22 protein-coding genes are annotated in these 25372 nt (G+C 71.9%); 10 read left to right on the plus strand and 12 right to left on the minus strand.

All coding sequences use genetic code 11. The features are described from left to right. Positions 1-46 precede the first annotated feature (46 nt). Complete coding sequence (locus tag SSP29_RS18825) at positions 47-757, plus strand: copper homeostasis protein CutC (protein WP_089101861.1); 711 nt, start codon at positions 47-49, stop codon at positions 755-757. Positions 758-840: 83 nt separating this feature from the next. Here SSP29_RS18825 and SSP29_RS18830 read toward each other — a convergent pair whose 3' ends face one another. Together SSP29_RS18830 and SSP29_RS18835 are read right to left on the minus strand one after the other, a co-directional pair. After that, positions 841-3666, minus strand: a complete 2826-nt coding sequence (locus SSP29_RS18830; protein ID WP_089101862.1) for an ABC transporter permease — start codon at positions 3664-3666, stop codon at positions 841-843. Positions 3667-3671: 5 nt separating this feature from the next. Then, positions 3672-4376, minus strand: coding sequence for an ABC transporter ATP-binding protein (locus SSP29_RS18835; protein WP_089101863.1), 705 nt, complete (start codon positions 4374-4376; stop codon positions 3672-3674). Positions 4377-4473: 97 nt separating this feature from the next. Here SSP29_RS18835 and SSP29_RS18840 point away from each other — a divergent pair, with 97 nt between their 5' ends. After that, positions 4474-5115, plus strand: coding sequence for a helix-turn-helix transcriptional regulator (locus SSP29_RS18840; RefSeq protein ID WP_089101864.1), 642 nt, complete (start codon positions 4474-4476; stop codon positions 5113-5115). A gap of 14 nt (positions 5116-5129) precedes the next feature. On the opposite strand, the gene SSP29_RS18845 is transcribed toward SSP29_RS18840, so the two are convergent. From SSP29_RS18845 to SSP29_RS18850, 3 genes are all read right to left on the minus strand, one after another. Then, a complete protein-coding gene (locus SSP29_RS18845; protein WP_150134448.1) occupies positions 5130-5948 on the minus strand; it encodes an MFS transporter in 819 nt (272 codons plus the stop codon). Continuing rightward, positions 5930-6373, minus strand: coding sequence for an MFS transporter (locus SSP29_RS59780; RefSeq protein WP_150134449.1), 444 nt, complete (start codon positions 6371-6373; stop codon positions 5930-5932). Before SSP29_RS59780 ends, SSP29_RS18845 begins: the two co-directional genes overlap by 19 nt. A 131-nt stretch (positions 6374-6504) precedes the next feature. Further along, on the minus strand, positions 6505-8571 hold the full coding sequence (locus tag SSP29_RS18850; protein WP_089102382.1) for a HelD family protein: 2067 nt from the start codon (positions 8569-8571) through the stop codon (positions 6505-6507). Between the two features lie 448 nt (positions 8572-9019). Here SSP29_RS18850 and SSP29_RS18855 point away from each other — a divergent pair, with 448 nt between their 5' ends. Both SSP29_RS18855 and SSP29_RS18860 read left to right on the plus strand, forming a co-directional pair. Beyond that, positions 9020-9205 (plus strand): hypothetical protein, encoded by a 186-nt coding sequence (locus SSP29_RS18855; protein WP_089101865.1) that lies wholly within the window; start codon positions 9020-9022, stop codon positions 9203-9205. Between the two features lie 165 nt (positions 9206-9370). After that, entirely contained in the window at positions 9371-10486 is a 1116-nt protein-coding gene (locus tag SSP29_RS18860; RefSeq protein ID WP_089101866.1) for a glycosyltransferase 87 family protein, read from the plus strand. Here the strand turns inward: SSP29_RS18860 and SSP29_RS18865 are convergent. Next, positions 10444-12084, minus strand: coding sequence for a DNA repair helicase XPB (locus tag SSP29_RS18865; RefSeq protein WP_089101867.1), 1641 nt, complete (start codon positions 12082-12084; stop codon positions 10444-10446). The genes SSP29_RS18860 and SSP29_RS18865 overlap by 43 nt on opposite strands. Between SSP29_RS18865 and SSP29_RS18870 the strand changes: the two genes are divergently transcribed. Beyond that, positions 12056-13753, plus strand: a complete 1698-nt coding sequence (locus SSP29_RS18870; RefSeq protein WP_145968916.1) for a recombinase family protein — start codon at positions 12056-12058, stop codon at positions 13751-13753. The two genes, SSP29_RS18865 and SSP29_RS18870, sit on opposite strands and share 29 nt — an antisense overlap. 627 nt (positions 13754-14380) lie before the next feature. Here the strand turns inward: SSP29_RS18870 and SSP29_RS18875 are convergent. Continuing rightward, complete coding sequence (locus tag SSP29_RS18875) at positions 14381-14959, minus strand: hypothetical protein (RefSeq protein WP_089101869.1); 579 nt, start codon at positions 14957-14959, stop codon at positions 14381-14383. Between the two features lie 362 nt (positions 14960-15321). Between SSP29_RS18875 and SSP29_RS18880 the strand changes: the two genes are divergently transcribed. Beyond that, positions 15322-15867: a hypothetical protein gene (locus tag SSP29_RS18880; RefSeq protein WP_150134453.1), complete on the plus strand. Its 546-nt coding sequence runs from the start codon at positions 15322-15324 to the stop codon at positions 15865-15867. Positions 15868-16048: 181 nt separating this feature from the next. Here the strand turns inward: SSP29_RS18880 and SSP29_RS18885 are convergent, their stop codons facing one another. After that, positions 16049-18685 (minus strand): helicase-associated domain-containing protein, encoded by a 2637-nt coding sequence (locus SSP29_RS18885; protein ID WP_089101870.1) that lies wholly within the window; start codon positions 18683-18685, stop codon positions 16049-16051. A 264-nt stretch (positions 18686-18949) separates the two neighbouring features. On the opposite strand from SSP29_RS18885, the gene SSP29_RS18890 reads away from it, so the two are divergent. From SSP29_RS18890 to SSP29_RS18900, 3 genes are all read left to right on the plus strand, one after another. Next, the gene (locus SSP29_RS18890) at positions 18950-20578 is read left to right on the plus strand and encodes a PstS family phosphate ABC transporter substrate-binding protein (protein ID WP_245883137.1); all 1629 of its coding nucleotides are present in this window, start codon (positions 18950-18952) and stop codon (positions 20576-20578) included. A 70-nt stretch (positions 20579-20648) separates the two neighbouring features. Next, positions 20649-21566 (plus strand): hypothetical protein, encoded by a 918-nt coding sequence (locus SSP29_RS18895; protein ID WP_089101872.1) that lies wholly within the window; start codon positions 20649-20651, stop codon positions 21564-21566. Between the two features lie 256 nt (positions 21567-21822). After that, complete coding sequence (locus tag SSP29_RS18900) at positions 21823-22470, plus strand: HAD family hydrolase (protein WP_089101873.1); 648 nt, start codon at positions 21823-21825, stop codon at positions 22468-22470. On the opposite strand, the gene SSP29_RS18905 is transcribed toward SSP29_RS18900, so the two are convergent. After that, the gene (locus SSP29_RS18905) at positions 22443-22697 is read right to left on the minus strand and encodes a hypothetical protein (protein WP_089101874.1); all 255 of its coding nucleotides are present in this window, start codon (positions 22695-22697) and stop codon (positions 22443-22445) included. The genes SSP29_RS18900 and SSP29_RS18905 overlap by 28 nt on opposite strands. Before the next feature lie 188 nt (positions 22698-22885). Between SSP29_RS18905 and SSP29_RS60925 the strand changes: the two genes are divergently transcribed. Further along, positions 22886-23269 carry a cold-shock protein gene (locus SSP29_RS60925; RefSeq protein ID WP_089101875.1) on the plus strand — a complete coding sequence of 128 codons (384 nt, stop codon included), beginning with the start codon at positions 22886-22888 and terminating at the stop codon, positions 23267-23269. A 51-nt stretch (positions 23270-23320) separates the two neighbouring features. Here SSP29_RS60925 and SSP29_RS18915 read toward each other — a convergent pair whose 3' ends face one another. From SSP29_RS18915 to SSP29_RS55850, 3 genes are read right to left on the minus strand one after another with little or no spacing between them, the layout of a single operon-like run. Then, positions 23321-24175, minus strand: a complete 855-nt coding sequence (locus SSP29_RS18915) for a 1,4-dihydroxy-6-naphtoate synthase (RefSeq protein ID WP_089101876.1) — start codon at positions 24173-24175, stop codon at positions 23321-23323. Further along, positions 24162-24917 carry a futalosine hydrolase gene (locus SSP29_RS18920; RefSeq protein WP_174855978.1) on the minus strand — a complete coding sequence of 252 codons (756 nt, stop codon included), beginning with the start codon at positions 24915-24917 and terminating at the stop codon, positions 24162-24164. The genes SSP29_RS18915 and SSP29_RS18920 overlap by 14 nt, the downstream gene beginning before the upstream one ends. Continuing rightward, positions 24887-25360: a DUF2771 domain-containing protein gene (locus tag SSP29_RS55850; RefSeq protein ID WP_089101877.1), complete on the minus strand. Its 474-nt coding sequence runs from the start codon at positions 25358-25360 to the stop codon at positions 24887-24889. Before SSP29_RS55850 ends, SSP29_RS18920 begins: the two co-directional genes overlap by 31 nt. Positions 25361-25372 lie beyond the last annotated feature (12 nt).

A 25372-nucleotide genomic window follows, 5' to 3' on the forward strand; every position in this document is an offset into this window, starting at 1 on the left:
GCGAGAGGTGCACGGGGTACACGGGGAACACCACGGAAGGGGCCCTATGAGCACGCGGGCAGTCCTGGAGGTGATCGCCCTCGACGCCGAGGACGCGGTCGCCGCCCAGGCCGGAGGCGCGGACCGCCTTGAACTGGTCACGGACATGGCGGCCGACGGGCTGACCCCGCCGCCCCGGACCTTCACCGCGATCCGGGCCGCCGTCGACATCGACCTGCGTGTGATGCTGCGCCTGGCGGACGGGTTCGCGGCGGGCGACACCGGCCGCCTGGCGGGGGTGGCCGGGGAGCTGCGGGCGGCCGGGGCCGACCAGTTCGTGCTCGGGTTCCTGGCCGCGGACGGCGGGGTGGACCTGGACGCGGTGGAGCGGGTCGTGGCCGCGCTGGACGGCTGCCGCTGGACCTTCCACCGGGCCATCGACCGGGCCGCGGACCGGGACGCCCTGCGCAAGCAGCTCGCCGACCTGCCGGGCCTCGACGCCTACCTCACGGCGGGAGCCGCGGAGGGTGTGGACGAGGGGCTGCCCAGGCTGCTGGCCGAGGCACGGCGACGCGGCGAGCCGGGGTACGAGCAGACGATCCTGGTGGGCGGAGGGCTCCGGCTCGACCACGTGCCCGAGCTACGGGCGGCGGGCGTCGACGCCTTCCACATCGGCGGGGCGGCGCGGCCGGCGGGCTGGGAGGGGGCGGTGTCGGAGGAAGCGGTGCGGTCCTGGCGCCGGGCGCTGGACCGGTCCGGGGGTGCGGGACCGCGTTGATCGGCGGAGGACCCCGGCCTTGTGCGGAGGACCCCGGCCCTGTTCATGGGCCGGGGTCTCAGCGCCGGTGGGTGACGGTCGGGTCAGTCGGCGGCGAGCAGGTGGGCGGGGGCGATCCGGGACAGCCCCCGGATCGGCACCGTCAGCGCCGCCACCACCAGGGCGGTCGCGGCGAGCGTGGCCAGCAGCGCGGCGCCGGCGACCGTGAACAGGTGCCCGTGCAGCACGCCCCGGCCGAGTGACAGCACCCCGGCCAGACCGGCCACCGCGCCGGACAGGCCGCCCAGCAGAGCCAGTCCGATCCCCTCGTAGAGGGTCAGCTTCGCCAGCTCGCGGTTGGTCCAGCCGGTCGCCCGCAGCACCGCGAGATCGGCGGCGCGCTCGCGCTGCGAGATGACCAGTACGTCGATCGCGCCGGCGGCGCCCAGCAGCAAGGACAGGGCGACGCTGAGGTAGTCGGCCTCGCGCGCCTGTGCCACCACGGCGTTGCCGAGCAGCGACCCGGCCACCTCGCCCCGGAAGGCCAGCGTCAGGGCGAGCAGCACCGTGAAGGCGGCCACTCCCAGCGCCAGCCCCGCCGCACCCAGCAGCGTGCGGCCCCGCACCCGCAGCAGATTGAGCACGGCAAGTCCGGCCACCGAACGTACCGGGCGCGCGCGGCGGGCCGCCGTCACCGGGGGCCGGACGGCTTCCATCGGCCCCAGCCGGGTGGCGAGCCAGGCGGGGATCAGGCCCGCCACCGTGGCCAGCAGGAGCGCCACCGGGAGTACGAGGAGTGACTTGGTGCCGGCTTCGGGCTGTCCCAGCACCCGGCCCAGCACGTACGCGAGCACCGTGCCCGCCGCTCCGGCGGCGAGGCCGATCACCGCCAGTTCGCCGAGGACCAGGCGGAGTACTTCGCCGCCGCTCCAGCCCAGGCAGCGCAGCGTGCCGATCTCGGTGCGCCGTGAGCGCACCGAGGCCAGCGCCGCCTGGCCGAGGAAGAGCGCGCACACGACGAGGACCAGCACGAAGAGCACCGCGCTCTTGGTGTCCACCGCCCTGAGGATGCGCAGGGCCACGCCCTTGGCGACCCAACGCTCCGTCACCTGCGCCGAGCCGCTCAGCGCCACCGTCTGCGGGGCGGGCGAGCTGCCGACGGTGACGTCGACCTGGAGCCGGGGACAGGCGGCCCGGATCGCGCCGGCCACTGCGTTCACCCGCGCCCGGGAGGCGGTGTCGACGCCGGTCACTCCGGCCACCCGGACCCTGATCGCGCTGACCGGCGCCTTGTCCTGGAGACCCGGGACGCGGCGGCTCTTGGTGAGCGCGGTGACGGAGTCCATCGTCGTCAGCATGGTGGGCGGCGGGCTGACGTAGCCGCCCAGGTTGCGATCGGGCTGCAGCGGCTTGCCGTGGAGCTTCGCCCGGGTCGCGCTGTCCGCGCCGGTGACCTGCGGCGTCTGGTAGGTCTCCAGCGGGGTGTCGGACAGTGCCGAGAAGCCGTGCAGTCTGCCGGTGTCGTAGCGGCCGACCAGGTGGACGAAGGGATTGGGCAGGCGCCCGGAGTCGACGCCGTCGCAGACACCCAGCCCGATGCAGTCCGTGGCGGCGTGGCTGGTCACCTTCCGGTACTGGGTGCCCTGGTGGTTCTCCTCGGGGACGTTGGCGAACGGCTGCTGGTTCGAGTTGGTGACCCACAGGCTGCGCTTCTGCGGCGGCTGTGTCTGCGCGGCGAGGTCGCCGTCGGAGGCCCGGCGGTAGGTGACCGGGCCGACCGTCCAGTAGTCGCCGGTGTCGAACGAATCCTCGTTCAGCGCCTTCCGGTAGCCCTTGCCCAGGTCGACCCGGGTCCTGCCCACCGTGGTGCCGTGCAGGCCGCGGACGAAGCTGTCGGCCGTCGGGTTGCCCAGTTTCGAGGGCAGCTCGGCCGGGTCGCCGACGTCGAGCCGCTGGACGGTGGCGTCGAGCGTCCCGGTGGTCAGCGGGTCGTTGCTGAGCAGCGCCGGGATGTAGGAGTCGTGCTGTCCGTGGACGCTCTTGGCGGACGACACCGTCCACGGCTTGTCCTGCTCGGTGAGCATCCGGCCCGAGGTGACGGTGGAGCCGAGGCCCACCAGCTTGTCCTCGGCCGCCGGGTCGATGGCGGACAGCAGCACGGGGTAACTGACCGGAACGTCGATGGTGGCCTTGTCCCGGCCGGACTGGCAGTTCATCCGCGAACTCAGGTCCGGGTCGAACGGTGACTTCTCCCTGAGGTCCTCGGCGATGAAGTTCGACTTCATCGGCAGGTTCAGGTTGAACTCGGTCTGCTCGGTCTTGTCCCGGTTGAAGTAGAAGCAGACGTCGTACTTCCCCTTCAGCCGGTACCGCTGGGTGCTCTTGTCGACCGCTCCCTTTTCCAGGGTGTCGGACTGGAACAGGTCCTCCGGCGTCCCCGCCGAGGTCAGGGGGGAGCGGGTGAGGTAGACGTACTCGTCGGAGGTGCGGTAGGTGCCCAGTCCGGAGGTGAGCGTCGGGCTGATGCGCAGGATCTGCCGGGACGCCTTGCCGTCCAGGAAGCGGGACACGTCCACGGTGACGGTGCTGGACACCATGAGGTAGCCGATGTTGGCGACCGGCGCGGCCACGTCGACCCCGGCCAGGCCGCGGATGCGCCGGTACTGGTCCATGGTGATGCCGCCGAACGTGCCGGACAGGAAGTTCGGCGTGACCAGACCGCTCTGCCGCTCCACGGCCGTCTGCGAGTCCGGCGGGCGTACCAGGACGTCGTACGCGGACCGTGCGTTCTTCCGTACCGTGCCCACGGTGGTCGCCTGACTCGTGCTCACCGTCGCGGTCAGCAGGGTGAAGCTGGTCGCCGCCACCAGGATCCCGGCGGCCAGGGCCAGCGCGCGCCCGCGTCGCCGCCGTAACTGATCGAGGATCATCGCTATCACGGGCGCAGGCCCCCCAGCCGGTGCAGCACGTCGCCGGACGGCGTGATCCGCTGGTCCGAGGTGATCCTGCCGTCCTGCAGGCGCACCACCCGGTCGCCGTTGGCGGCTACCTCCGCGTCGTGGGTGGCGATCAGCATCGTCATCCCGTACCGCTCGCGCAGCGACATCAGCAGGTCGATGATCTCCCGCCCGATGACGCTGTCCAGGTTGCCCGTGGGCTCGTCGGCCAGCAGCAGTCCCGGCCGGTTGATCAACGCGCGTGCGACGGCGACGCGTTGCTGCTGGCCGCCTGACAACTGCGCGGGCAGGGCGTCGGCCCGGTGGTCCAGGCCGACCGCTTCGAGCAGTTCCATGCCGCGCGCACGCCGGTCGAAGTCCACTCTGCGCGGCAGGACGGGGGCGAGCACGTTGTCCAGCGCGGTCAGCGCGGGCAGCAGGTGGAAGCGCTGGAAGACGAAGCCGATCCGCCGCCGGTGGCGGTCCAGGTCCCGGGGCACCAGCTCCGTGCCGTCGATCTCGACGTGCCCCTCGTCGGGCTGGTCCATGCCACCTGTCACGTGCAGCACGGTGGACTTGCCGGCACCGGAAGGCCCGGTCAGCATCACCACCTCGGCGGCCGCGACCTCCAGGTCGACCCCGTCCAGAGCGGTCAGCCCGGGATACCGGCGGCTCACCCCGCGCAACGCCACGCTCACAGCCATTGTTGCAGCCTCGCCCTCGTACATCGCGGCACATATATCGCCGCACATACATTGCGGCAATTCAGGGGTATGTTGTCACAATGTAGAAGGGACGTATATGCCGCTCCATCACGCCGTGCTCGCGCTGCTGACCCGGCGACCGAATCACGGATACGAACTCAAGGCTCGGTTCGAGGAGGCCATCGGCCCGCAGTGGGGTGGCCTGAACATCGGTCACCTCTACCAGATCCTCGAACGGCTGGTCCGTGACGGCTATGTCTCACGCTCGCAGGTCACGCAGACCGACCGGCCCGACAAGAACCTCTACACGCTCACCGAGGCCGGTGAGGCCGAGTTGCGCTCGTGGGCGACCACCGCCTGGGTGCGCGTCGGCGGCTTCCGCGACGAACTGTTCCTGAAGCTCCTCGGCGCCGTCGCCCTGGGCCCGCAGGCCCTGACCACGCTGATCGAGTCGCAGCGGCAGACGTACCTGGCCGAACTCGCGGGCCTGGCACGGCAGCGCCGGGCCCACGCCGACGAACCGCTGGTCGCCGTCCTGATCGACGCCGCCATCGCACACACCAAGGCCGACCTCGGACTGCTGGACAGCGCCGCGCAGCATCTGGGCCCGCTCGCCGCAGCACAGGGCGCACAGGCACCGGAGGGTTCACAGGCGCCGGAGCGTGTACAGGCGCAGGGCGGCGCCGATGAGGCCGGCGGGCACGGCGGGACGAGAGGGTCCCGCAGGGAGTCCGCCTAGCTTGACGTCCGTGGTCAACGCGGGGATCCGCCGAGTGGTTGCGACGAGTCCTCACGCACCCGCACTTGGTGAGGGCCCTCAAGAGGCACCCCATGGGCCGTGGTCGCCCCCGCCACTCCCAGCGCCAACACCGCGATCCCCGCCCCCGCCAGCAGGAACCACCGATCCCCGAAAAGCTCCAGCGCGAGACTCCCCGTACCCCCCGCCGCCGCCATCCCCAAATACGTCGCACTGCTGCTCAGTGACACCAGCACCGGCGCATTGGCGGGGGCGATGGAGGTGATCCGGGTGATCTGGGCGACCGCCAGCGCCCACCCGATCACCGGCGTGACCACCGACGCGGCGAGCGCCGTCGGCATCGTGCGCAGCGTCCAGGGCGCGGCCGCCGCCACCGCGACGTAGGCGGCGAGGGCCGACAGCACCACCACGCGCGGTCCCCACGCGTCCACGAGCCGCCCGCCCAGCTGCGAACCGGCCACTGCCGCGACGCCGCTGACCAGGAGCAGCAGGGTCAGCCTGTCCTGGGAGCCGCCGGTCGCGGGCCGGGTGGCCACCGTGTAGTAGATGTAGGTCGTCTGGAAGGCCACGAAGATCAGGAACGTGGTGGCCGCCGCACCCACGACCCGCCGGTCGGCAAGCGGCGCCAGCCGCTCCCGGAGGGTCAACGCGGCGGCCGGCTGCGGGAGTTCCCGCAGGAGGGCGGCAAGGCCGGCGAAGGCGGCCGCGCCCAGGCCCGTCACCAGCCACATCGTCAGCCGCCAGTCCGTACGGCCGATCCAGGTGCCCAGCGGCACCCCGAGCGCCGTCGCGACCGTCAGCCCGCCCTCCCCCACTCTCGGCTTCGCCCGAGCGGGGGGACCCCCATCACCGCGATGGCCCGCCCGCGCCGCTCCGGCGGTACCAGCGAGGTCGCGACCGCGCTCGCGGTGGGGGTGTAGAGGGCGGCTCCCACGGCGGCCAGCACGCGCGTGCCGAGCAGGGCGCCGTACGACGGGGCGAGCGCCGTGAGCGCGTTGGCGGCCGTGAAGACGGCCAGCGCGGTGAGCAGGGCGTGGCGGCGGGGCCAGCGGGCGGTCGCCGTGGCCAGGACGGGGGCGAGGATGCCGTAGGCGAGGGCGAAGACGGTCACCATCTGTCCGGCGACCGAGATGGACACGTCCAGATCGCGGGCGACGAGCGGCAGGATGCCGGCCGTCACCATGCCGTCGGTGCCGACGGCGAAGGTGCCGAGAGCGAGCAGGAGCAGGCGTAGGCGCACGAGTCCCCCAGGTGCGTCGATTGCGCTGCTGGACGCCGTACTGGGGGCGCTGCCGGAGGCGCTTTAGCCGCCGTCGTCATCGCCGTCGCCGTTGCCGTCGCCGGGGAAGCGGTGGTGGGAGCCCGGACGGCTCAGGTCAGCTGCGGCGGCAGCGGGGCCGCGTGGGTCACGATCAGGCCGGACACGGCCCGGGTGAGGGCCACGTACAGACGGCGCAGGCCGGTGCGTTCGTCCGGTTCGCCGTCGACCACGGCCCCCGGCTCGTCGAGGACCACGTAGTCGTACTCCAGGCCCTTGGCCAGCGACGCCGGGACCAGGGTGAGGCGGGTCTCGGCCGTGGTCTCCTCGCCGGGGGCCAGGTAGCCGATGTCCGCCGCCGTCAGCGCCTCCGCGAGCGCCGGCACGCGCGCGTCCGCCGCGATCAGGCCCGTCGAACCCTCGTTGCGGAGCAACTCCTCGCACGCGGCGACCACTTCGCCGGTGTCCGCGATGGCGCGGAGGGCGAAGAAACCGGGGTTCTCGCGGACCGAGGCGACCGGCGCCAGGCCGGGGGCGATGTGCGGGAGGAGCCGGGAGGCGTAGGTGATGACGTCCGTGGGGACGCGGAAACCCGCCGTCAGTTCCTCGATGACGCCGTCCGCCTTGCCGAGGTGGGACAGGGCCTCGTCCCAACTCCGCGTCGCCCAGGGCGTGGTGCCCTGCGCCAGGTCGCCGAGGACGGTCGCCGAACCGGTGGTGCAGCGGCGGCCGACCGCGCGGTACTGCATGGGGGAGAGGTCCTGCGCCTCGTCCAGGACGACATGGCCGAGCGAGTGCGTGCGCTGGACGAGGTCCGTCGCCTCGTCGATCAGCACCGCGTCCGCGGCCGACCACGTGGCCGACTTGACGCTGCGCACCGGCTTCGCCCACACGATCGTCTTCTGCTCGTCCTCGTCGAGGATCCCGGCGGCGTGTTCCGCGAGGAAGTCCGCGTCCGTGAGCAGGCGCAGGACGAGTTTCGCCGGGTCGACCGGCGGCCAGATGTGCTTGACGGCCGCCTTCACCGCCGCGTTGCGGGCCACCGAGTCCTGCACGCGGTCGTCGGGCGCCTCTCCCGACCGCTCCATCTGGACCAGCACGGCGTGCGCGATGCGCTGCGGCAGGGCCTCGCGCGCCGCGCCGTACCGGATACCCCGCTCCAGCAACTCACGGACGATGTCCTCCAGTTCGTACGCCGGGACGCGCCAGCGACGGGAGCCGCGCACCACCACGACCGGTTCGGTGGGCAGGGTGACGTGCGCGTGGACGGCCCTGCGCAGGACCTCCGCCATCCGGGCGTCGCCCTTGACGATCGCGGCGGGGGCGTCGTCGCTGCCGCGTACGTCGACGTCCTTCGCCACCAGGTCGTCCACCGTCGCCTGCTGCACGGTCAGCTCGCCCAGCGCGGGCAGCACCTGCTCGATGTAGTGCAGGAAGGAGCGGTTCGGCCCGATGACCAGGGTGCCGGTGCGGGCGAGCCGCTCCCGGTGGGCGTAGAGGAGGTACGCGACCCGGTGCAGGCCGACGGCGGTCTTCCCGGTCCCGGGGCCGCCCTGCACGCACACCGTTCCGCCGAGCCCGCTGCGCACGATCTCGTCCTGCTCGGGCTGGATGGTCGCCACGATGTCGCGCATCGGACCGACACGCGGCCGCTCGATCTCCTGCTGGAGCAGCTTGCTGGTGCGGGCCGCCTCGGCGGGGTCGGAGAGGTGCTCGTCCTCGTACGCCGTGATGTCGCCGCGGGTGTACCCGAAGCGCCGGCGCAGCGCGATGTCCATCGGGTCCTTCTTGGACGCCCGGTAGAACGGCTGCGAGACCGGCGCCCGCCAGTCGATGACCATCGGGTCGCCGTCGTGGTCGTGCACGTGCCGGCGGCCGATGTAGAAGCGTTCGCCGTACGCGCCCTCGGCCTGGTCGGCGCCGGGGGCGTGCAGGTAGTCGAGGCGGCCGAAGAAGAGCGGCGTGTCGCTGAGGTCGGCCAGCGCCTTGATGCGCTCCTCCATCTGGCGGGCGAGGACCTCGGCGTTGACCCAGTTCGCGGTGACGTCGCTGATGTCCAGCGACTCGGCGTCCTCCCGCATGGCGCGCAGGGCGGCGCGGGACTCGGCGAGGTGGGAGCGTTCGCGGGAGAGGGGGTCGGGGTGCGGGTCCGCTAGCGGGTCGTGGGCGGGCGTGGACAAGGGGGTGCCTCCGAAGGCCTGCGAGTCGATGGCGCTCAGGTGTGGATGGCGCACAGGTGGCGATCAGCCGACCGGTTTCCGTCCGGCAACGTAGGGGCGGCCCGTAGGGCCTCGGTTGAGGGTGGTGGTGGGAGACGGGTGGGCGGCACTCCGGGGGGCGGAGGCGGGCAAGAGCGGAGATTGTAGTGAGGTGGGGGCGGGGGAGGCCAATGGATTTCCGGGGGCAGCGCCCCGTCAGGGGCGCGGGGCTGTATCAATATGCGGCTCCGCCGCGCGGGCGCGACCAGCCCCCACCCACCCGCACCCGCTGAGTCCCCTAGGGGGAGCGTCACCCGGAGGGTGGGTCGGAGGTGGGGGGCGGGGTCCGTCGGGGGGTGGACGGGAGGATGCCGGAAATTGGACCCGTGGACCGATGCCATGCTTATGTCCGAAGTTCCACCATTGAGGCATGAGCGCAGCAACCATCCACCCAGCCCCCAGCGGCCCCCCGGGCGCCACGGCCCTCGACGGAGTCCCTCACACCCACCACCGCCTCGGCGACGCCCTGCGCGCCGTCAAGGTCTTCGTCGGCGCGGCGTTCAGCGTCGCGATACTCGGCGAGTACGGCGAGGAGACGGGCATACACCGCAAGTGATGGCATAGGGTCACCACCGTGCCGAACCGGACGGTGACATCACCCCCTGCCGCCCCTGCAGCCCCTGCCGCCCCACCCCGCCGTCTCTCCCTCCCCCTGTCCCTCTCCTTACTGACGGTCTCCCTCTGTTCCTTCGCCGCCCTCTGCGTCCTGCTCCACGCCCCGATGGCCGATCTGCTGGTCTACCGGGCCGAGGGCGAAGCCGTGGTCCACGGCGGTGACCTGTACGGCTTCACGGTCACCGAATGGCGGCTGCCGGCGACGTATCCGCCCTTCGCGGCGGTCCTGTTCGTCCCGACGGCCTGGATCCCCGTCCCGGCCCTGAAGGTGGCGTTCCTCGCGGGCAACGCGCTCCTGCTCGCCCGGTTCGTCGCCCTCTCCGCCCGTCTGGCCGGCCGCACGGCACCCCTCCCGCTGCTGTGCGCGGCCACGGGGCTCGCCCTCTGGCTGGAGCCGGTCTTCCAGACGCTGCTCTTCGGCCAGGTCAACCTGGCGATCGCCTGCCTGGTCCTGTGGGACCTGACCCGCCCGCCCGGTGCCCGCGCCAAGGGCCTGGTCCTCGGCATCGCGGCGGGCGTCAAACTCACCCCGGCGATCTTCATCGCCTACCTGTTCCTCACCGCACGCAGAAAGGAGGCGGCCACCGCGACGGCGTCCTTCGCCGGCACGGCCCTGTTCGGCGCCCTTCTCCTGCCCTCGGCCACCGTGGACTTCTGGACGCGGCGCGTGTTCGAGACCGGCCGGGTCGGCAAGGCCTGGATCATCGACAACCAGTCGCTCCAGGGCCTGATCGCCAGGGCGGCGGGCACGGAGACACCGGGCCTGGCCTGGGCCCTCCCGGCGAGCGCACTCGCGGCGACGGGCCTGTGGCTGGCGACCCGCGCCCGCGACCCCCGCTCCGACCGCTGGGGCATCCTGCTCACCGCGTTCACGGCCCTGCTGGTCTGCCCGATCAGCTGGTCCCACCACTGGGTGTGGTGCGTGCCGCTGCTGGCGGTCCTGCTGGCCGAGGGCCGGATGCTCCTCGCGGCGGCGACGGCACTCGTGTTCACGGCACGCACGATGTGGCTGGTGCCCCACGAGGGCGACCGCGACCTGCACCTGCCGTGGTGGCAGCAGCCGCTCGCGTCGCCGTACCCGCTCCTCGGACTGGCGCTGCTGGCGGGCGCCGCGGTCGTCCTGCGAAGGCGCGGCGCCGCCCTGCCGGACCGGCCCGGCAACCCCCTGCCGAACGCTCGTCAGCCCTCCGCGAGGAGCTCGTCGGCGTCCATGATGCGGTAGGCGTACCCCTGCTCGGCGAGGAAGCGCTGCCGGTGGGCGGCGAAGTCCTGGTCGATGGTGTCGCGGGCGACGACCGAGTAGAAGTGGGCCTGGTGGCCGTCGGCCTTGGGCCGCAGTACGCGTCCCAGCCGCTGGGCCTCCTCCTGCCTCGACCCGAAGGTGCCCGACACCTGGATGGCGACCGTCGCCTCCGGCAGGTCGATGGAGAAGTTGGCGACCTTCGAGACGACCAGCACGCTGATCTCGCCCTCGCGGAAGGCGTCGAAGAGCTTCTCGCGCTGGGCGTTGGAGGTCTCGCCCTTGATGACGGGGGCGTTCAGGTGCTCGCCCAGTTCGTCGAGCTGGTCGATGTACTGGCCGATGACGAGGATCTGCTGCCCCGCGAAGCGCTTCACGATCGCCTCCGTGACCTTCCGCTTGGTCGCGGTGGTCGCACAGAAGCGGTACTTCTCCTCGGTCTCGGCGGTGGCGTACGCCAGCCGCTCCGAGTCCGTCAGGTTCACCCGCACCTCCACGCAGTCGGCGGGTGCGATGTAGCCCTGCGCCTCGATCTCCTTCCACGGAGCGTCGAACCGCTTGGGCCCGATGAGGGAGAACACGTCCGATTCCCGGCCGTCCTCGCGCACGAGGGTGGCCGTCAGCCCCAGCCGCCGGCGCGCCTGCAGATCGGCGGTGAACTTGAAGACAGGAGCCGGCAGCAGATGGACCTCGTCGTAGACGATCAGGCCCCAGTCGCGGGAGTCGAAGAGTTCGAGGTGCGGGTAGACGCCCTTCCGCCGGGTCGTGAGGACCTGGTAGGTGGCGATCGTGACGGGCCGGATCTCCTTCCGCGTCCCGCTGTACTCCCCGATCTCGTCCTCGGTGAGACTCGTCCGCTTCACCAGCTCGTGCTTCCACTGCCGGGCCGAGACGGTGTTGGTGACGAGGATCAGGGTCGTCGACTTGGCCTGCGCCATGGACCCGGCGCCGACCAGCGTCTTCCCGGCACCGCAGGGCAGGACGACGACGCCGCTGCCGCCGTGCCAGAAGTTCTCCACGGCCTGCTTCTGGTACGGCCGCAGCGCCCAGCCGTCCTCGGCGAGCTCGATCGGGTGGGCCTCCCCGTCCACGTATCCGGCGAGGTCCTCGGCGGGCCAGCCCAGCTTCAGCAGGGTCTGCTTGATCTGCCCGCGCTCGGAGGGGTGCACGGCGACGGTGTCCGGGTCGATCCGGGCGCCGACCAGCGGGGCGACCCGCTTGGAGCGCAGGATCTCCTCAAGGACCGGCCGGTCGGTGGTGGTGAGCACCAGCCCGTGCGCGGGGTGCTTGCTGAGCGTCAGCCGCCCGTACCGGTCCATCGTCTCGGCGATGTCGACCAGCAGCGCGTGCGGTACCGGATAGCGGCTGTACTCGACCAGGGCGTCCACGACCTGCTCGGCGTCGTGCCCGGCCGCCCGCGCGTTCCACAGCCCCAGCGGGGTCACCCGGTAGGTGTGGATGTGCTCCGGTGCCCGCTCCAGCTCGGCGAAGGGCGCGATCGCCCGACGGCAGTCGTCGGCCCGCTCGTGGTCGACTTCCAGGAGCAGGGTCTTGTCGGACTGGACGATTAGGCAGGACACGCATACCTCCACGGATTGGATTGTCACCGTGACAGACAGCACACCTGCCACGGCTCGGGCCATGCCCCGTGCCCGGCACCGAAAGGGCGTTCCGGCCAGCGCGCCGGGGATGCGCGCTGCTATCTATGTTCGCCTATCGCGTGAAACGGACGAGACGACTTCTCCTGAGCGCCAGAGAGCGGCCTGCGAGGCACTGTGTGAGGCACGTGGCTGGGACGTCATAGTCGTCGAGGAAGACATCGATGTCTCCGGCTTCTCGCGGGGCCTCGACCGGCCGGGGCTGCAACGCATCCTGACCAGGCTTGCCGAGCTGGACGTGATCGTGTTCTTCAAGATCGACCGGCTCGCACGCTCGACGGTCGACTTCGCGGAGATCATGCGACTCGCCGAGCACCAGAGCGTCGCGCTCGCGTCGGCGACGGAGCCTCTCGATCTCACGTCCTCCATGGGCCGGGCTATGGCGAAGGTGATCGCGGTCTTCGCGGAGCTGGAGTCCGACACCATCGGCATGCGGGTGTCCAGCGCGCACGAGCACCTGCGCCGCGAGGGCCGCTACACCGGGGGCCGGGTCCCGTACGGGTACATGGTCGTCCCCAACCCGAACGGGGCGGGCAAGGTTCTCGCGGTCAACGAGGACGAGGCCAAGACGATCAGGAGGATCGTGGAGCAGGTCCTTGCCAAGGACTCGCTCATGCAGATCATCAACGACCTCAACAAGGAGGGCGTCCCATCGCCCGGCCACACCTCACGCCAGACCACGGGCAAGCGCAGCGACTCCAAACAGTGGTACACGACGACTCTGCGCAGCCTGCTGGGCAATCCCCAGTTGCTCGGCCAGGTCGTCGAGGACGGAAAGCCGATCCTGCGGACGGACGGGCTGCCCCTGGTCAACCGTCCGCCGATTCTCGACACGGACACCTGGCAGGCGCTACAGGATGAGCTGGAGCGCCGGGCCAATCCCGGTGAGAAGCGCCGGGAGGGGACGTCGCTGCTGCGCGGCATCATGCACTGCGGAGTGTGCGGTGAGCGCATGTACACCTTCAGCGGACGCAACGGCCAGCTTCGGTACCGGTGCATCGGCCCCTTGAAGTACCGCCAGCGGGCGGCCAAGGGTGAGGCGAAGCCAGGAGAGAAGTGCTACGGGCCCACCGTGGCAGGGGTGACCACCGAAGAGCACGTCACCGAACAGTTCCTCGCGAAGTACGGGCACCTTCCCGTGATGCGGATGGTCCAGGAGGTGGGCGAGGACTTCCGTCCCCAGATCAGGCAGGCCGAGGAAGCCTTGGCCGACTTGCAGAAGGACCGCTACGACCGGGGTCTGTTCAAGGGCGACGACGGTGCGATGCGGTACGCGGAGCAGTACGCCAAGCTGGAGGACCGTCTTGCCTCCCTGAAGGAGAAGCAGCGAACGGCGAAGCCCGGCGGTGTGAAGGCGGAGCCGACCGGCGAGACGCACGCCGAGCAGTGGAGGCGCTCGGACGTGGCCGGTAAGCGAGACCTGTTGCTGAACGCGGGCGGCTACGTGGAAGTGGCACCCGCGCGGCGTGGCGGCAAGAAGCTGGACACGTCGCGTCTGTCGGTCCACTTCGGCGAGGAGGGGCACATGCGGCGGGCGGCCGCGGAGAAGAAGACCGGGCAGGACGAGACGCCCAAGGACGATGAAGGCTGACGTCGCCGGACAGGCGAGAGGGCGCCTTCACCGGGTGAGGTGGGGGCGCCCCCTCGCGTTCTGCCAGGTTCAGGCTGCGGTCCGGCCGATTTCGCGCCAGGGGCCGACGATCTCGATGGAGGGGCGGCAGTGCGACAGCGTGGCACCGTCGCGGGTGGTGAACTCAACCGTCTCCGCGGCGAGCTCGCAGAGGGCCTCACCGGGAGACGGAAGCCGCCGAGGTCGTAAGCGTCTGTGAGACGGAACACGACGCGGACGCCGGGCTTGGGATCGAAGCGGGGCGCCGCCGTCAGCAGGCCCGCCCGGATGGATTCAGGGCCGGAGATCACGACCGGCAGGCTGCTCGATCGGGGCAGCAATTCAAGCTGGTCGGAGGCGCCGCCGGACTGGATCGGCGACCGTTCGCCGAAGAGCCGCCGAACGGCTGCGGCGACTTCCGCACTCCCCGTGGAGACGTGCCAGGCACCCTGGCCGCAGCGGAAACGGCCGACGAATGTCGTGGTGCGATCGGTCACCAGGCGTCGCCCTCCCGCTTGAGCCCGAAGCGCATGCGCGGCCACGCAGTCTGTCCAACAGCGCAGTCGGACGCAGCCAGCGAACCCTCGATGCTCGCCGGCACAGTTCGCCCTATGCCTTGAGGCCGAAGAAGTTGGTGAGCAGCGCGAGGACGAGTGTGAGGAGAGAGCTGATGACGGTCAGTGCGATTCCGAACGCCAGCGCCGACTTGCCCTGCACGGATCGGCTTCGGATCTCCCGCCGACGCTCTGGGAGTACGGGCGTTGCATAGTCCACCTTGAGCCACTGCTTGTAGGCGATGACTGAGCCGAGGAGACCGAGCAAGACAGCGGGAGGCATCACGCGTCCGACCAGACTGCGTGTGTGATCGGAAGGCGAGATCAGCCCAAGCCTGTCGGCCAGGAGGACGGCCAGGAACATCATGCCGGGACCGAAGCCAAGAATCCTCACGGCGCTGATCGCGGCGAGGTTCTGCCATCCCGGCCGTAGACGGACGCTGATCAAGCTGTGTACATCCCGCGCAAGTTCGCGGGCGTCCTGGCTGTCACTCGCCGAGACGTAGGGCACTACCCCGAGCTGTACTTCGATGCGCGGTTCCTCCGTGGTAAAGCGCACATAGTCCAGGTCGCTCGGCTTGGCGTCTCGTAGGTCCTCAACCTCATCGGCTACGCCATCGACGCCTACGCGCATGGTGACGCGTTGGGCACGCTCACACCGACCAAGCCCGCGTGACCTGCGACGAGTAGAGCACCGATCCGCTGAGTGACGGCGAGCCACACGGCTCAGCGAGTCGGTCATGGCCCCGTCTGTGCTCCCCCGAGGTGCATGGGCGGGCTACATGCTGCGTCAGTCCCACTGGAGCGGCGGCCATAGTCACGGGCCAAAGTTCCAGTGTGCCTCATACACGAACGATCACCTTCGCCGCTGGACGGATCGTGCCCGTCCCCGCCCGGCTTTTGGGGGCATCTGATCGTCCGGTGCAACCTTGGGTCCGTTTCGGGTGTCATGTCCGAGGGAGCCGCGGATACGCGTGGCTCGGTGGGGAGGTTGGGGTGACGTCCGTACGCATCTGGGGACCCGGCGTGGGGGCCGTGGTGGTACTGGTGGCGACCGGGGTGTGGGCGCGCGGGTCCAGCGCCGTGGACGCCGGTCTGTGGGCCGAGATACGCCCCGCGGTCGAGGCGCGGCTGGTGGCGCAGTCCGCCGGGACCGGGTCCGGGGAGAGCGAGCCCGCTCTCCGGTCGCGGTGGTTCTGCCGGGCGGAGGCGCTGGACCTTCAGGAGAGCGGCGGCCAGGTGCGGGCCGGCATCAACACCCTGTGCGAGGAGTACGGGGAGCACGCCGGCGCCCTGGTGCTGTGCGGTGGTGCGGAGATACCGGAGGTGGTCCGGCTGGAGCGGGACCCGGCCGACGGCGGCTATCGCATCGTCTCCGAGGAGCAGGCGCCGGAGGACGACGGCTACGGCGAGTGGGAGGAGACCCACTTCAGCCACTACGCGGCGTCCCGCCTCGACCGGGGGATGACGTCCACCGGTCTGCGGACGGCGGCCCGCACGCACTTTGGCCTGTCGGCCGAGGCGCCGGTAAGGGACTGTTAGCCGGGGCGGGGCGGGGCGGGGCGGGGCGGGGCGGGATCGGAGGTCCGTCGTTCGGCTGCGGCGCCGTTGTGGCTGGTCGCGCCCACGCGGCGGGAGCCGCATATCGATACAGCCCCGCGCCCCTTACGGGGCGCTTCAGTTCCGGGGCGCTTCAGTTCGGGGTGCTTCAGTTCGGGGTGCTTCAGTCCTCCGCCAGTTCGGCTACGCCCGTTACGCGGTGCAGGGGGTAGGTGCGTACCTCGTCGGCTGTGTGGTCGTATGCCGTGACGAAGCCGCCCTCGACGCGGATCGGGGCGATGACGCGCTGGGTGGCGGTGCCCTCGGCGTTGACGTAGCCGATCCAGACGGTGTCGCCGGTGAGGACGGCGGCCTGCATGGTGGCGAGGGTCTCGGCGGGGGTGGTGCGGGGGAGTTCGCCGCCCCTGACGGCGGCGCCGGTGGACTTGCGCGGGGTGGTGGCGGCGAGGTCGCCGGCGCGGATCGCGCGGATCGCCGCCGTGAGGAGGGTGGAGTCCGGTGGCGGCGGGCCGTCCGGGACCGGCTCGGGGGCCGTGCGCGGCGGGGTGCGGTGGGCGTGGGCGCGGGTGATCAGGACGTCGCCCTCGGCGGACTCGGCGGCGGGCGCGTAGCCCATCGCGCGCAGGCCTTCCAGGAGGGCGGCCGGGTCGGCCTGGGTGGCGAGCACCGTCGGGGCCAGGCGGCGCAGGCCCAGACCCGATGCCCGCTTGTCGGCCATGATCTCGTTGAGGACGGTGTCGTCGTCGCAGCGGACGTACGCCGAGGCCGCGCCCACCCGTAGGTGGCCGTGCCTGCGGGCCACGTCGTCGATCAGGTAGGCGAGCGGCTGCGGGATCGGTGTGCGGGAGTGCTCGGCGAGGAAGGCGTGCAGGTCGGAGGCGGTCCGGCCGGCGTCCAGGGCGCGCCGGACGGAGGCCGGCGTGAAGCGGTAGACGGTGGCGCCGCCCTTGGACTCGACGTCGGCGAGGACGCCCAGCGCGTCGGCGAGCGGGCGGCGCAGCGGGCCCGGGGCGACCGCCGTCAGGTCGGCCTGGAGCAGCACGTGGTCGAGGGGCTCGGGGAGGAGCGGGGCGAGCAGCCGGCCGGCGGCCGCGGCGGCGACGGCCTGCTCGGGCGGCGAGAGGGGAGCGGGGGCGAGGAAGCCGGGGGCGGGATGGTGATGGTGCACGGGGAGCTTGTCGCCGGGGCCGGTGGGCTGCGCGGCTGAAGCCGCCCTCGCCGCGGCCCCGGACCCGGACCCGGCTGAGGCAGCGGCTGAGGCAGCGGCAGCGGCTGCGGTCGCGGCCGGTGCGCCGAGGAGTGCGCGGCCGTGCGCCGACAGCGCCCCGCGTCCCGTCACGCCCAGCAGCTCGGCCTCCGACAGGGTCCAGCGGGCCAGCCGGCCGCGCAGGTCGTCGTCGCTCCCCCACGCTCGGCTTCGCTCGCGCGGGGGGACCCCCACCTGGGGGCCGCGCAGCGGGCGTTCCCAGCGCAGCCGGGCCAGCACCGAGTCGGCGGCCGGGGCGGTGCCCTCCGGGAGCGCGGCGAGGAGGGTCAGCACCCGGTGCCGTACCTCGGGCGCGGCGGAGCGGTCGAGGCCGGGGCCGAGCGCCGACAGGGCGCGGTCCTTGGCGTCCCGGCCGCCGACCAGGCCGGAGGTGCGGGTCGCGGTCAGCCAGGCCTCCGCCAGCTGGGCCCAGCGTTCGGCCGGCGGCCCGTCCAGCCACTCGTCGTAGGCGGGGGTGGCCGCGTACCGCTCGTCGGCCTCGCCGTCGGAGGCGAGCAGCCCGGCCGCGTAGGCCAGCTCGACCCAGAAGGCGGCGATCGGCTCGGGCAGGTCCAGGGCGACGGCCGTCCGCTTGAGGTCCCGGACGCTCAGGCCACCGGCCCGCAGCACCGCCGGACCGCCCTCGTCCCAGTCCTTCAGCAGCTCCTCGACGGTGGCGAGGGCGGTGTACGCCTGTCCGGCCGCGGTCGCGTCCACAACCTGTGGACGGTGGACCGCCCCCGGCTCGACGGCCGGAGGCACGGGCTCCGGTTCGCGGTGCGCGCGACCCTCGCGCAGGTGCAGGGCGACCTCGCGGGGGAGGACCACCGTGCCGGGCGCGGTCGGCAGCAGCAGGCCGCGGTCGAGGAGCCAGCGCAGGTGGGCGGCCGGTTCGGGCGTGATCTGGCCGTACGGCGGCCCCCAGACCAGCCGGGAGAGGACCTCGCGGGACTCGGCGGGCGCGGCGCCGAGCAGCTTGGCCATCTTCTTCCGGTGCCCGAACAGCTTGGTGAGCGCGTCCACCGCGGACACCGGGTCGTGCGTGGAGGGCAGCCCGGCGGCGGCGACGAGCTCCTGGATCCGGCCCGGCGACATCCCCGAGGTGGCCTCCCGCACGGTCGGGCCAAGACCGGTCGGCGAGGGGTGCTGCGGCGACGGGGCGAGCACCTCGCGCGCGGTCCGCACCAGCCGCAGCCGGTCGTCGTCGCCCCACACCAGCGCCTGGTCGCGGAGCGCGGTGACGGCACGCGGCAGCTCGCCGGCGACGGCCGGATCCCCGCCGTCACCGGCCATCAGACCCAGCAGCTCCTGGTACGACGCCGGGTCGCCGGCCACCGCCAGCGCCTCCGCGGTCTGCAGGGCGAAGCGGTCCAGGCGTTCCAGGGCGCGCAGCACCGAGGCGCGGGTGCCGGCCCGGGTGGCCAGCTGGGTGAGGTCGGTGGGGACGGGGGTGATGAGGTCGGGGCGGGCACGCAGCAGTACGGCCAGGGAGGCGTCGTCCCTGGCGCGAAGCGCCTCCGCGAGGGAACGCGGCGGGGTGGCCGGGTTGCTCATCCGACCCACGGTAGCGGGTGCGGGGTGGACACCGGGATCACCTGTCCCCCGGCCGTTTCTGTGTAAGGGGCAGCCGCCGGGCGAACGGAACGTTTCGCAGATGTCCTCCGAATGAATTTCAGCGGGAGGATCGCGGCAGCCGTGGCAACACCCGGCACCCGCTCGTCACCCTGGGCTCCCTGGCAACCGCGCGACGTCGACGGCGGCAACAGCGCGGCGAGGCATGGCGATTCGGCGAGGCAAGGCGATTCGGGGGATGCGGTCGTGAGAACGCTAGGCGTCGAACTCAATTTCAACAACGTCGTCGCGATCTTCAGCGTCGTGATCCCGGTACTGGCGTTCGTGTGGGAGTTCGTCGTCATCCGCCGCAAGCGGCTCGGCTACCGCCTCCAGATGGACACCCTGGCCACGGACACCGCGCACGCGCCGAGCGCCGACGTGCTGGCGCGGATGCGGGACGACGGGCACGAGCTGGTGGAGCCGTCGTTCGTGCTGGTGCGGATCGAGAACGCGGGCTGGCGGGAGATCGTCCCCGGGGACTATCTGACCCCGCCCGACGACAAGACCGGGATCCGGGTGCTGTTCCGGGACCGCCGGGTCGTCGGCATGGCGGTGACCGAACTCAGCCAGCCCACCCTCCGGCACTTCTTCGTCACCACCCGCGACGGCAGGACCGAGGAGACCGACGGCTTCGGGAAGGACTGGGAGGACGGCGTCGGTGTCATCCGGCTGCCCAAGGTGACGCTCAACCCCGGCGCCCACTACAAGATCCTGGCGGTGCTGGAGCGCCGGGGCGGCAACGCGCACGCGTCCTTCCCGCCACCGGAGTTCCAGGCCGCGGTGACCGGGGGCATGGACCACTCCTTCGCCTGGGTCCGCTGGCTGTCCCGGCTCAAGCTGGCCCACACCGAGAGCCACACCTTCGCCTCCCGGCCGGCGCTGGGCGGTATGGCGCTGCTGGCGGCGGCGGTCCTCGTCCAGGCGAGCCTGACCCTGTTCTTCCCCGCCAAGCCCGCCCCGCTGGACTGCGTCGGCGGCACGCTCCACCTGTCGGGCTCCACCGCCTTCGCGCCCGCGGTCACGGCGGCCGCGAAGGAGTACACCAAGCTGTGCGCGGCGAAGGGCGCGCACATCCCCGTCGACGACGGCACGTTCGTGAACAGCACGGACGGCATCACCAGGCTGGAGCAGGCGGGCACGGACGCCGGGATCAAGGGCAACGACGGGCTCGGCAACCGCATCACCTTCTCCGACGGGCTGTCGCAGGGCAAACACGACCAACTGCTGCCCCGGCCGGTGGTCTACACCCTGTTCACCCTCGTCGTGAACGAGGACGCGCAGGTCAGGACCCTCTCCCTCCAGCAGGTCCGCGACATCTACGCGGGGAAGGCCAAGTTCTGGTCCCAGGTGGGCGGCAAGTCCGGCCTCCCCATCCACCTGATCAACCGCAACGTCGGATCCGGCACCCGCAACGCCCTCGAACAGCGGGTCCTCGGGAACAAGCCCGTGCCGGCGGCCAAGGTCGCCGACTGCACGGCCCTGAACGAGGACCAGTACGGCGTGTGCGAGGTCACCGGCACCGACAGCCTGCTGCAGGCCGTGAGCAAGGATCCCGGCGGGATCGGCTACAGCGAGGTCAGCAGCGTGCCGTCCGGCAACCTGGTCAAGCTGGAGATCGACGGCATGCCGCCCACCCTGGTCGGCGTCGAGCAGGGCACGTACCCGTACTGGCAGACCGAGTACGCCTACACCTTCGGCGAACCGCCCGCCGGCTCCATCGCCACCGCCTTCCTGCGCTACCTCACCGACCAGGGCGGCAAGGACATCCTGCGCGAGTACGGCAACCGTCCCTGCTCGGAGACCCGCTACCCGCTGGTGTGCCGGCCGACGTGAGCCGTGGCCTGCGCTACCGTCGTTCCGACGGGGTAATCCAAGGCAACGCACCGGCCCCGGAGGGGACTTCGTGGGTATCGAGAGCGATCAGGTCGTCTACGAGTATCTGAGCCGCGTCGGGGACATCGCGCACCAGCGCCAGTTGTCGTCGGCCGAGCGGATGCGGCTGGTCTCCGGGCTGCGCAACGACATCGACCGGCAACGGGCGAAGGCGACCGTCGACAGCCCCGCCGCGGTACGGCGCATCCTGGACCGGCTGGGCACGCCCGACGAGGTCGTCGAGGCGGCGGGGGGTACGGCGGGCAGCGCGCCCCAGTCGCCGCCGGCGGCCGCGGTCCCCACCCAGCGGGACGCGCCCCCGCCCTCGCGGCCCGAGGATCCGCGCCGCGTCGTACCGCGCCCCCGGCCCGCCGAGCCGGGCGGTTCGGCACCGCCGCCCGACTGGTGGCGGGTGGACAGCAGCCCGTTCGGGGACGGCGACGGTGTGCCGGGGTTCGTCGGCGGGGTGGAGATCCCCGAGCTGCTCAGCAGGCCGCGGTTCCGCAAGGAGGAGCCGGAGGCCGAGCCGGTGGAGGAGGCGGCGGCTCCCGTGGTGGAGGAGGCCGCGCCGTCCGGACGACGCCGGATCCGCGTCGTCCCCCGTCCCGGGGCCGGCTGGAGCAACCCCCTCCTCCTGCTCGCCGCCGCCGCGCTCGTCGTGGGCGCGGTGCTCGGCAACTGGTTCGCGCTCGTCCTCGGCTGGGCCATCGCCTACGGCTCCCGGCGGCTCACCCCGGCGGAGACGAAGCTGGCGGTGATGTGGGTACCGGGGCTGTCCGTCGCGGCCGGGCTCGTGTGGCTGTGGGGGCGCAGCGCCGGGCGGTGGGGCGCGCCGATCGCCCAGGGGCAGATGAGCGGTGCGGTGGGGGAGACGTGGCCGTGGGTGGTACGGGGCGCTGCGCTGGCCTCGGCCGTGTTTGTGGTGTGGCGGTCGCAGAGGGCGCGGTAGGGAAGGGCGGCGGCGCGGTACGGGGCGGGGCGGCCGGCCGTCGAGCGGCTGTGGGCCGGTGGGGGCTGGTCGCGCCCACGCGGCGGTAGCCGCAAATCAAACACAGCCCCGCGCCCCTTACGGGGCTACTCAGCTGCGGGCAGGCGTGCCGCAGGGCGGCACGGGTGGGCGCAGCGGCACCCTGCCAGCGCCGGTAAGCGTCCCCACCCCCCGGCCCCAGCCCCTGCCTACCCGCACACCCTGCACAATGGCCGATATGACTTCTCGCCGCCCGCTCACCGTCGGCTTCGATCTCGACATGACCCTCATCGACTCCCGCCCGGGCATCCGCGCCGCCTACCTGGCGCTGGCCGAGCGGACCGGGACGTACATCGATGCCGATCTGGCGATCACCCGGCTGGGGCCGCCGCTCGCCGAGGAGCTGATCCACTGGTTTCCGGCCGAGCGGATCACGGAGATGAGTGATCTGTACCGGGCGATGTATCCGGAGATCGCCATCGCGGCGACGCCCGCCATGCCGGGGGCGCGGGAGGCGATCGCGGCGGTGCGGGAGGCCGGCGGGAAGAGCGTGGTGGTCACCGCGAAGTACGAGCCCAACGCGAAGCTGCACCTCAGCCACCTCGGCATAGTCCCGGACGCCGTCGTCGGCGACCTGTGGGCCGAGCAGAAGGCGGTGGCGTTGCGCGAGCACGGCGCGGGCGCGTACGTCGGCGACCATGTCGGAGACGTACGCGGGGCGCGCAAGGCGGGAGCCCTGTCGGTGGCGGTGGCCACCGGGCCCTGTGATGCGGAGGAGCTTCGTGCGGCCGGTGCCGACGTGGTGCTCGGCGACCTCACCGAGCTGCCTGCCTGGCTGGCCGGATACCGCGAGGACGGCTACCGGGAGGACGCCTCCCGCGCCTGACGGCGTCCGGCCGCGATCGACTGGAGCACTCCGGCGCCCGCGACCAGGAAGCCGACGCCCATGAGCATGCTCAGCAGGTACATGTACGTCGGAAAAGGCTTCGCACCGAGGAACAGCGGTATCACGGTGACGAGTGTGGCCACCGTACCGATGAAGAAGACCACGGCACCGGCGCGGATCAGTCGGTCACCGGGCCCGGCGGAATTCGCTTGGGTTTTGTCACGCACTCGACCAGGGTAGTTCCCTGCCCGAAGGAACAACCGGGCGACGTCTTGTCACGCGCCCGAAGACCATTAGCCTTGGTACCGGCGGGTCGTGGTCGACCCGCCCGAGTGCTATCAAGGCCCGTTCCAGAGCTGTTGCATTCAGAAGTTTTCCGAGCAGTTTCCGACGAGATACGAGGACGAGGACAGACGTGCCTACCGGCAAGGTCAAGTGGTTCAACAGTGAGAAGGGCTTCGGCTTTCTCTCCCGCGACGACGGCGGTGACGTCTTCGTCCATTCCTCGGTTCTCCCCGACGGGGTCGACGCACTCAAGCCGGGCCAGCGCGTGGAGTTCGGCGTCGTCGCCGGTCAACGCGGTGACCAGGCACTGTCGGTGGTCCTGCTCGACCCCACTCCGTCGGTCGCCGCCGCCCAGCGCAAGAAGCCGGACGAGCTGGCCTCGATCGTGCAGGATCTGACGACCCTGCTCGAAAACATCACGCCGATGCTGGAGCGCGGCCGTTACCCGGACAAGGCCGCCGGATCGAAGATCGCCGGGCTGCTGCGCGCGGTCGCGGACCAGCTGGACGTGTAGCCGCGCAGGCGGCATATGCGTCTCGGAAGCGGGTAAGTCCCGTGCGTTTTTTCAGGGGAAATCGAGTGCGTGCGGGCCGAGGGGCGGGACGAGTCCCTCGGCCGCCGCGCGGGTGAGCAGTCCGCGGACCGCCGCGTAACCGTCCTCGCCGAGTTCCGAGGTGAACTCGTTGACGTAGAGCCCGATGTGCTGGTCGGCGACGGCCGGGTCCATCTCCTGGGCGTGGGCCATGACATACGGCCGGGAGGCCTCGGGATCGTCCCAGGCCGCGTGGACGGAGGCGCGGATCGAGTCGGCGAGGCGGGTGAGCGTCTCGGCGCCGAGGGAGCGCTTGGCGATGATCGCGCCCAGCGGGATCGGCAGGCCCGTGGTGTCCTCCCAGTGCTCGCCCATGTCCGCGAGCTTGTGCAGGCCGTAGTTCTGGTAGGTGAAGCGCGCCTCGTGGATCACGAGCCCCGCGTCGACCTTCCCGTCCCGCACCGCCGGCATGATCTCGTGGAAGGGCATGACCACGATCTCGCCCACGCCACCGTCCGACAGCGTGTCCGCGGCCCAGAGACGGAACAGCAGGTACGCCGTCGACCTCTCGCTCGGTACCGCGACCGTACGGCCGGTGAGGTCCGTCCCCGCCTCCCGGGTCAGCACCAGCGGCCCGCAGCCCCGCCCCAGCGCGCCCCCGCAGGGCAGCAGGGCGTACTCGTCGAGGACGTAGGGCAGCACGGCGTACGACACCTTCAACGCGTCCGACTCGCCGCGCTCGGCCATGCCGTTGGTGATGTCGATGTCCGCGAAGGTCACGTCGAGGGCGGGCGCGCCCGGGACGCGGCCGTGGGCGAGGGCGTCGAAGACGAAGGTGTCGTTCGGGCAGGGCGAGTACGCGATGCGCAACGGGTCAGCGGTGGTCATGTGGGTTCCAACTCTCCAGGGCGGGCACGAGCTTCCCGAAGGCCTCGGTCAGGGCGGCCAGGGCGTCGCCGATGCGCCAGGCGGCTCGGTCGCGGGGGCCGACGGGGTTGGAGACCGCGCGTATCTCCAGCACGGGCACGGCGTGTGCGGCGGCCGCCTCGGCGACGCCGAAGCCCTCCATGGCCTCGGCGAGGGCACGGGGGTGCCGGGCGAGCAGTTCGGCCGCGCGGGCGGCCGTTCCGGTCACCGTGGAGACGGTGAGGACCGCTCCGGGGTGAGCTCCGACAGCCTGGGCCGTCACTCGTACGAGTGAATTTGGTGGACGGTGGCTGACGGTCCCGAAGCCCAGTTCGGTGACCGGCAGAAATCCGTCGGCCGTCTCGGCACCCAGGTCGGCCACGGTGATCTCGTCGGCGACGACCAGGGAGCCGACGGGCGCCATCGGCTGGAAACCGCCGGCGATCCCGGCGGAGACGACCAGCGCGTAGGGGCGGCCGTCGAGGGCGGCGGCGGTGAGGGCGGTCGCGGTGCCGGCGGCGGCCGGGGCCGGTCCCACCCCGGCGGCGAGCAGGTCGTACCCCGCGCGGGTGCGGTGCAGCAGGGCCGAGCCCGGCAGCCGTACCTCGGTCGTCCCGCCCGGGAACGCCCTGGCCACCGCGTCCCGTTCGGCCGGGACCGCGGTGGCTACGAGGACGCGTGCGGCGGACGTGGTCAGGCGTCCTTCTTGAGCTTGAAGGACCACAGGCCCAGCACCGACTTGTCGCCCTCCTTGATGGAGACGAGGGTCGAGTTGCCGGAGGCGCCGTACTGGGCGTTGAAGAACACGCTGCCCGGGATGGTGCGGTAGGTCTTGGAGCTGGAGTCCGTGAGCGCCTGACCGTTCATCAGGATCGTCCAGCCGTTGTCCGCGATCTTCGGGTCGACGCCGAAGCGGACCGTGTCGTCCGGGTCCACCTTGATGGACTTGATACCGGTGTCCTTCAGGCACTTGGCGAGGGAGGCCGTGTCCAGGGCCTTGCCGTCGTTGTAGCAGGTGGCTTCGGAGTTGACCGAGTTCGTGCCGACGGTGATCGTGGCGATCGGGGTCGGCTTGTCACAGGCCGACAGGACGAGCAGTCCGGCGGAAACGGCGCCGGCGGCGGCGACGACGCGGCGGCGTCGCGAGCGGGAGTGCAGCGTGGTCATGGCCGAAGGCTA

Origin of the sequence: Streptomyces hyaluromycini (genome assembly GCF_002217755.1) — a bacterium.
Taxonomy (GTDB): domain Bacteria; phylum Actinomycetota; class Actinomycetes; order Streptomycetales; family Streptomycetaceae; genus Streptomyces; species Streptomyces hyaluromycini.

Excerpts from the sequence above, each read along its gene's own strand:
- SSP29_RS18825 (WP_089101861.1), top strand. The coding sequence starts at position 47 with ATGAGCACGCGGGCAGTCCTGGAGGTGATCGCCCTCGACGCCGAGGAC.
- SSP29_RS18830 (WP_089101862.1), bottom strand. The coding sequence starts at position 3,666 with ATGATCCTCGATCAGTTACGGCGGCGACGCGGGCGCGCGCTGGCCCTG.
- SSP29_RS18835 (WP_089101863.1), bottom strand. The coding sequence starts at position 4,376 with ATGGCTGTGAGCGTGGCGTTGCGCGGGGTGAGCCGCCGGTATCCCGGG.
- SSP29_RS18840 (WP_089101864.1), top strand. The coding sequence starts at position 4,474 with ATGCCGCTCCATCACGCCGTGCTCGCGCTGCTGACCCGGCGACCGAAT.
- SSP29_RS18855 (WP_089101865.1), top strand. The coding sequence starts at position 9,020 with ATGAGCGCAGCAACCATCCACCCAGCCCCCAGCGGCCCCCCGGGCGCC.
- SSP29_RS18860 (WP_089101866.1), top strand. The coding sequence starts at position 9,371 with ATGGCCGATCTGCTGGTCTACCGGGCCGAGGGCGAAGCCGTGGTCCAC.
- SSP29_RS18875 (WP_089101869.1), bottom strand. The coding sequence starts at position 14,959 with ATGCGCGTAGGCGTCGATGGCGTAGCCGATGAGGTTGAGGACCTACGA.
- SSP29_RS18885 (WP_089101870.1), bottom strand. The coding sequence starts at position 18,685 with ATGAGCAACCCGGCCACCCCGCCGCGTTCCCTCGCGGAGGCGCTTCGC.
- SSP29_RS18900 (WP_089101873.1), top strand. The coding sequence starts at position 21,823 with ATGACTTCTCGCCGCCCGCTCACCGTCGGCTTCGATCTCGACATGACC.
- SSP29_RS18915 (WP_089101876.1), bottom strand. The coding sequence starts at position 24,175 with ATGACCACCGCTGACCCGTTGCGCATCGCGTACTCGCCCTGCCCGAAC.
- SSP29_RS55850 (WP_089101877.1), bottom strand. The coding sequence starts at position 25,360 with ATGACCACGCTGCACTCCCGCTCGCGACGCCGCCGCGTCGTCGCCGCC.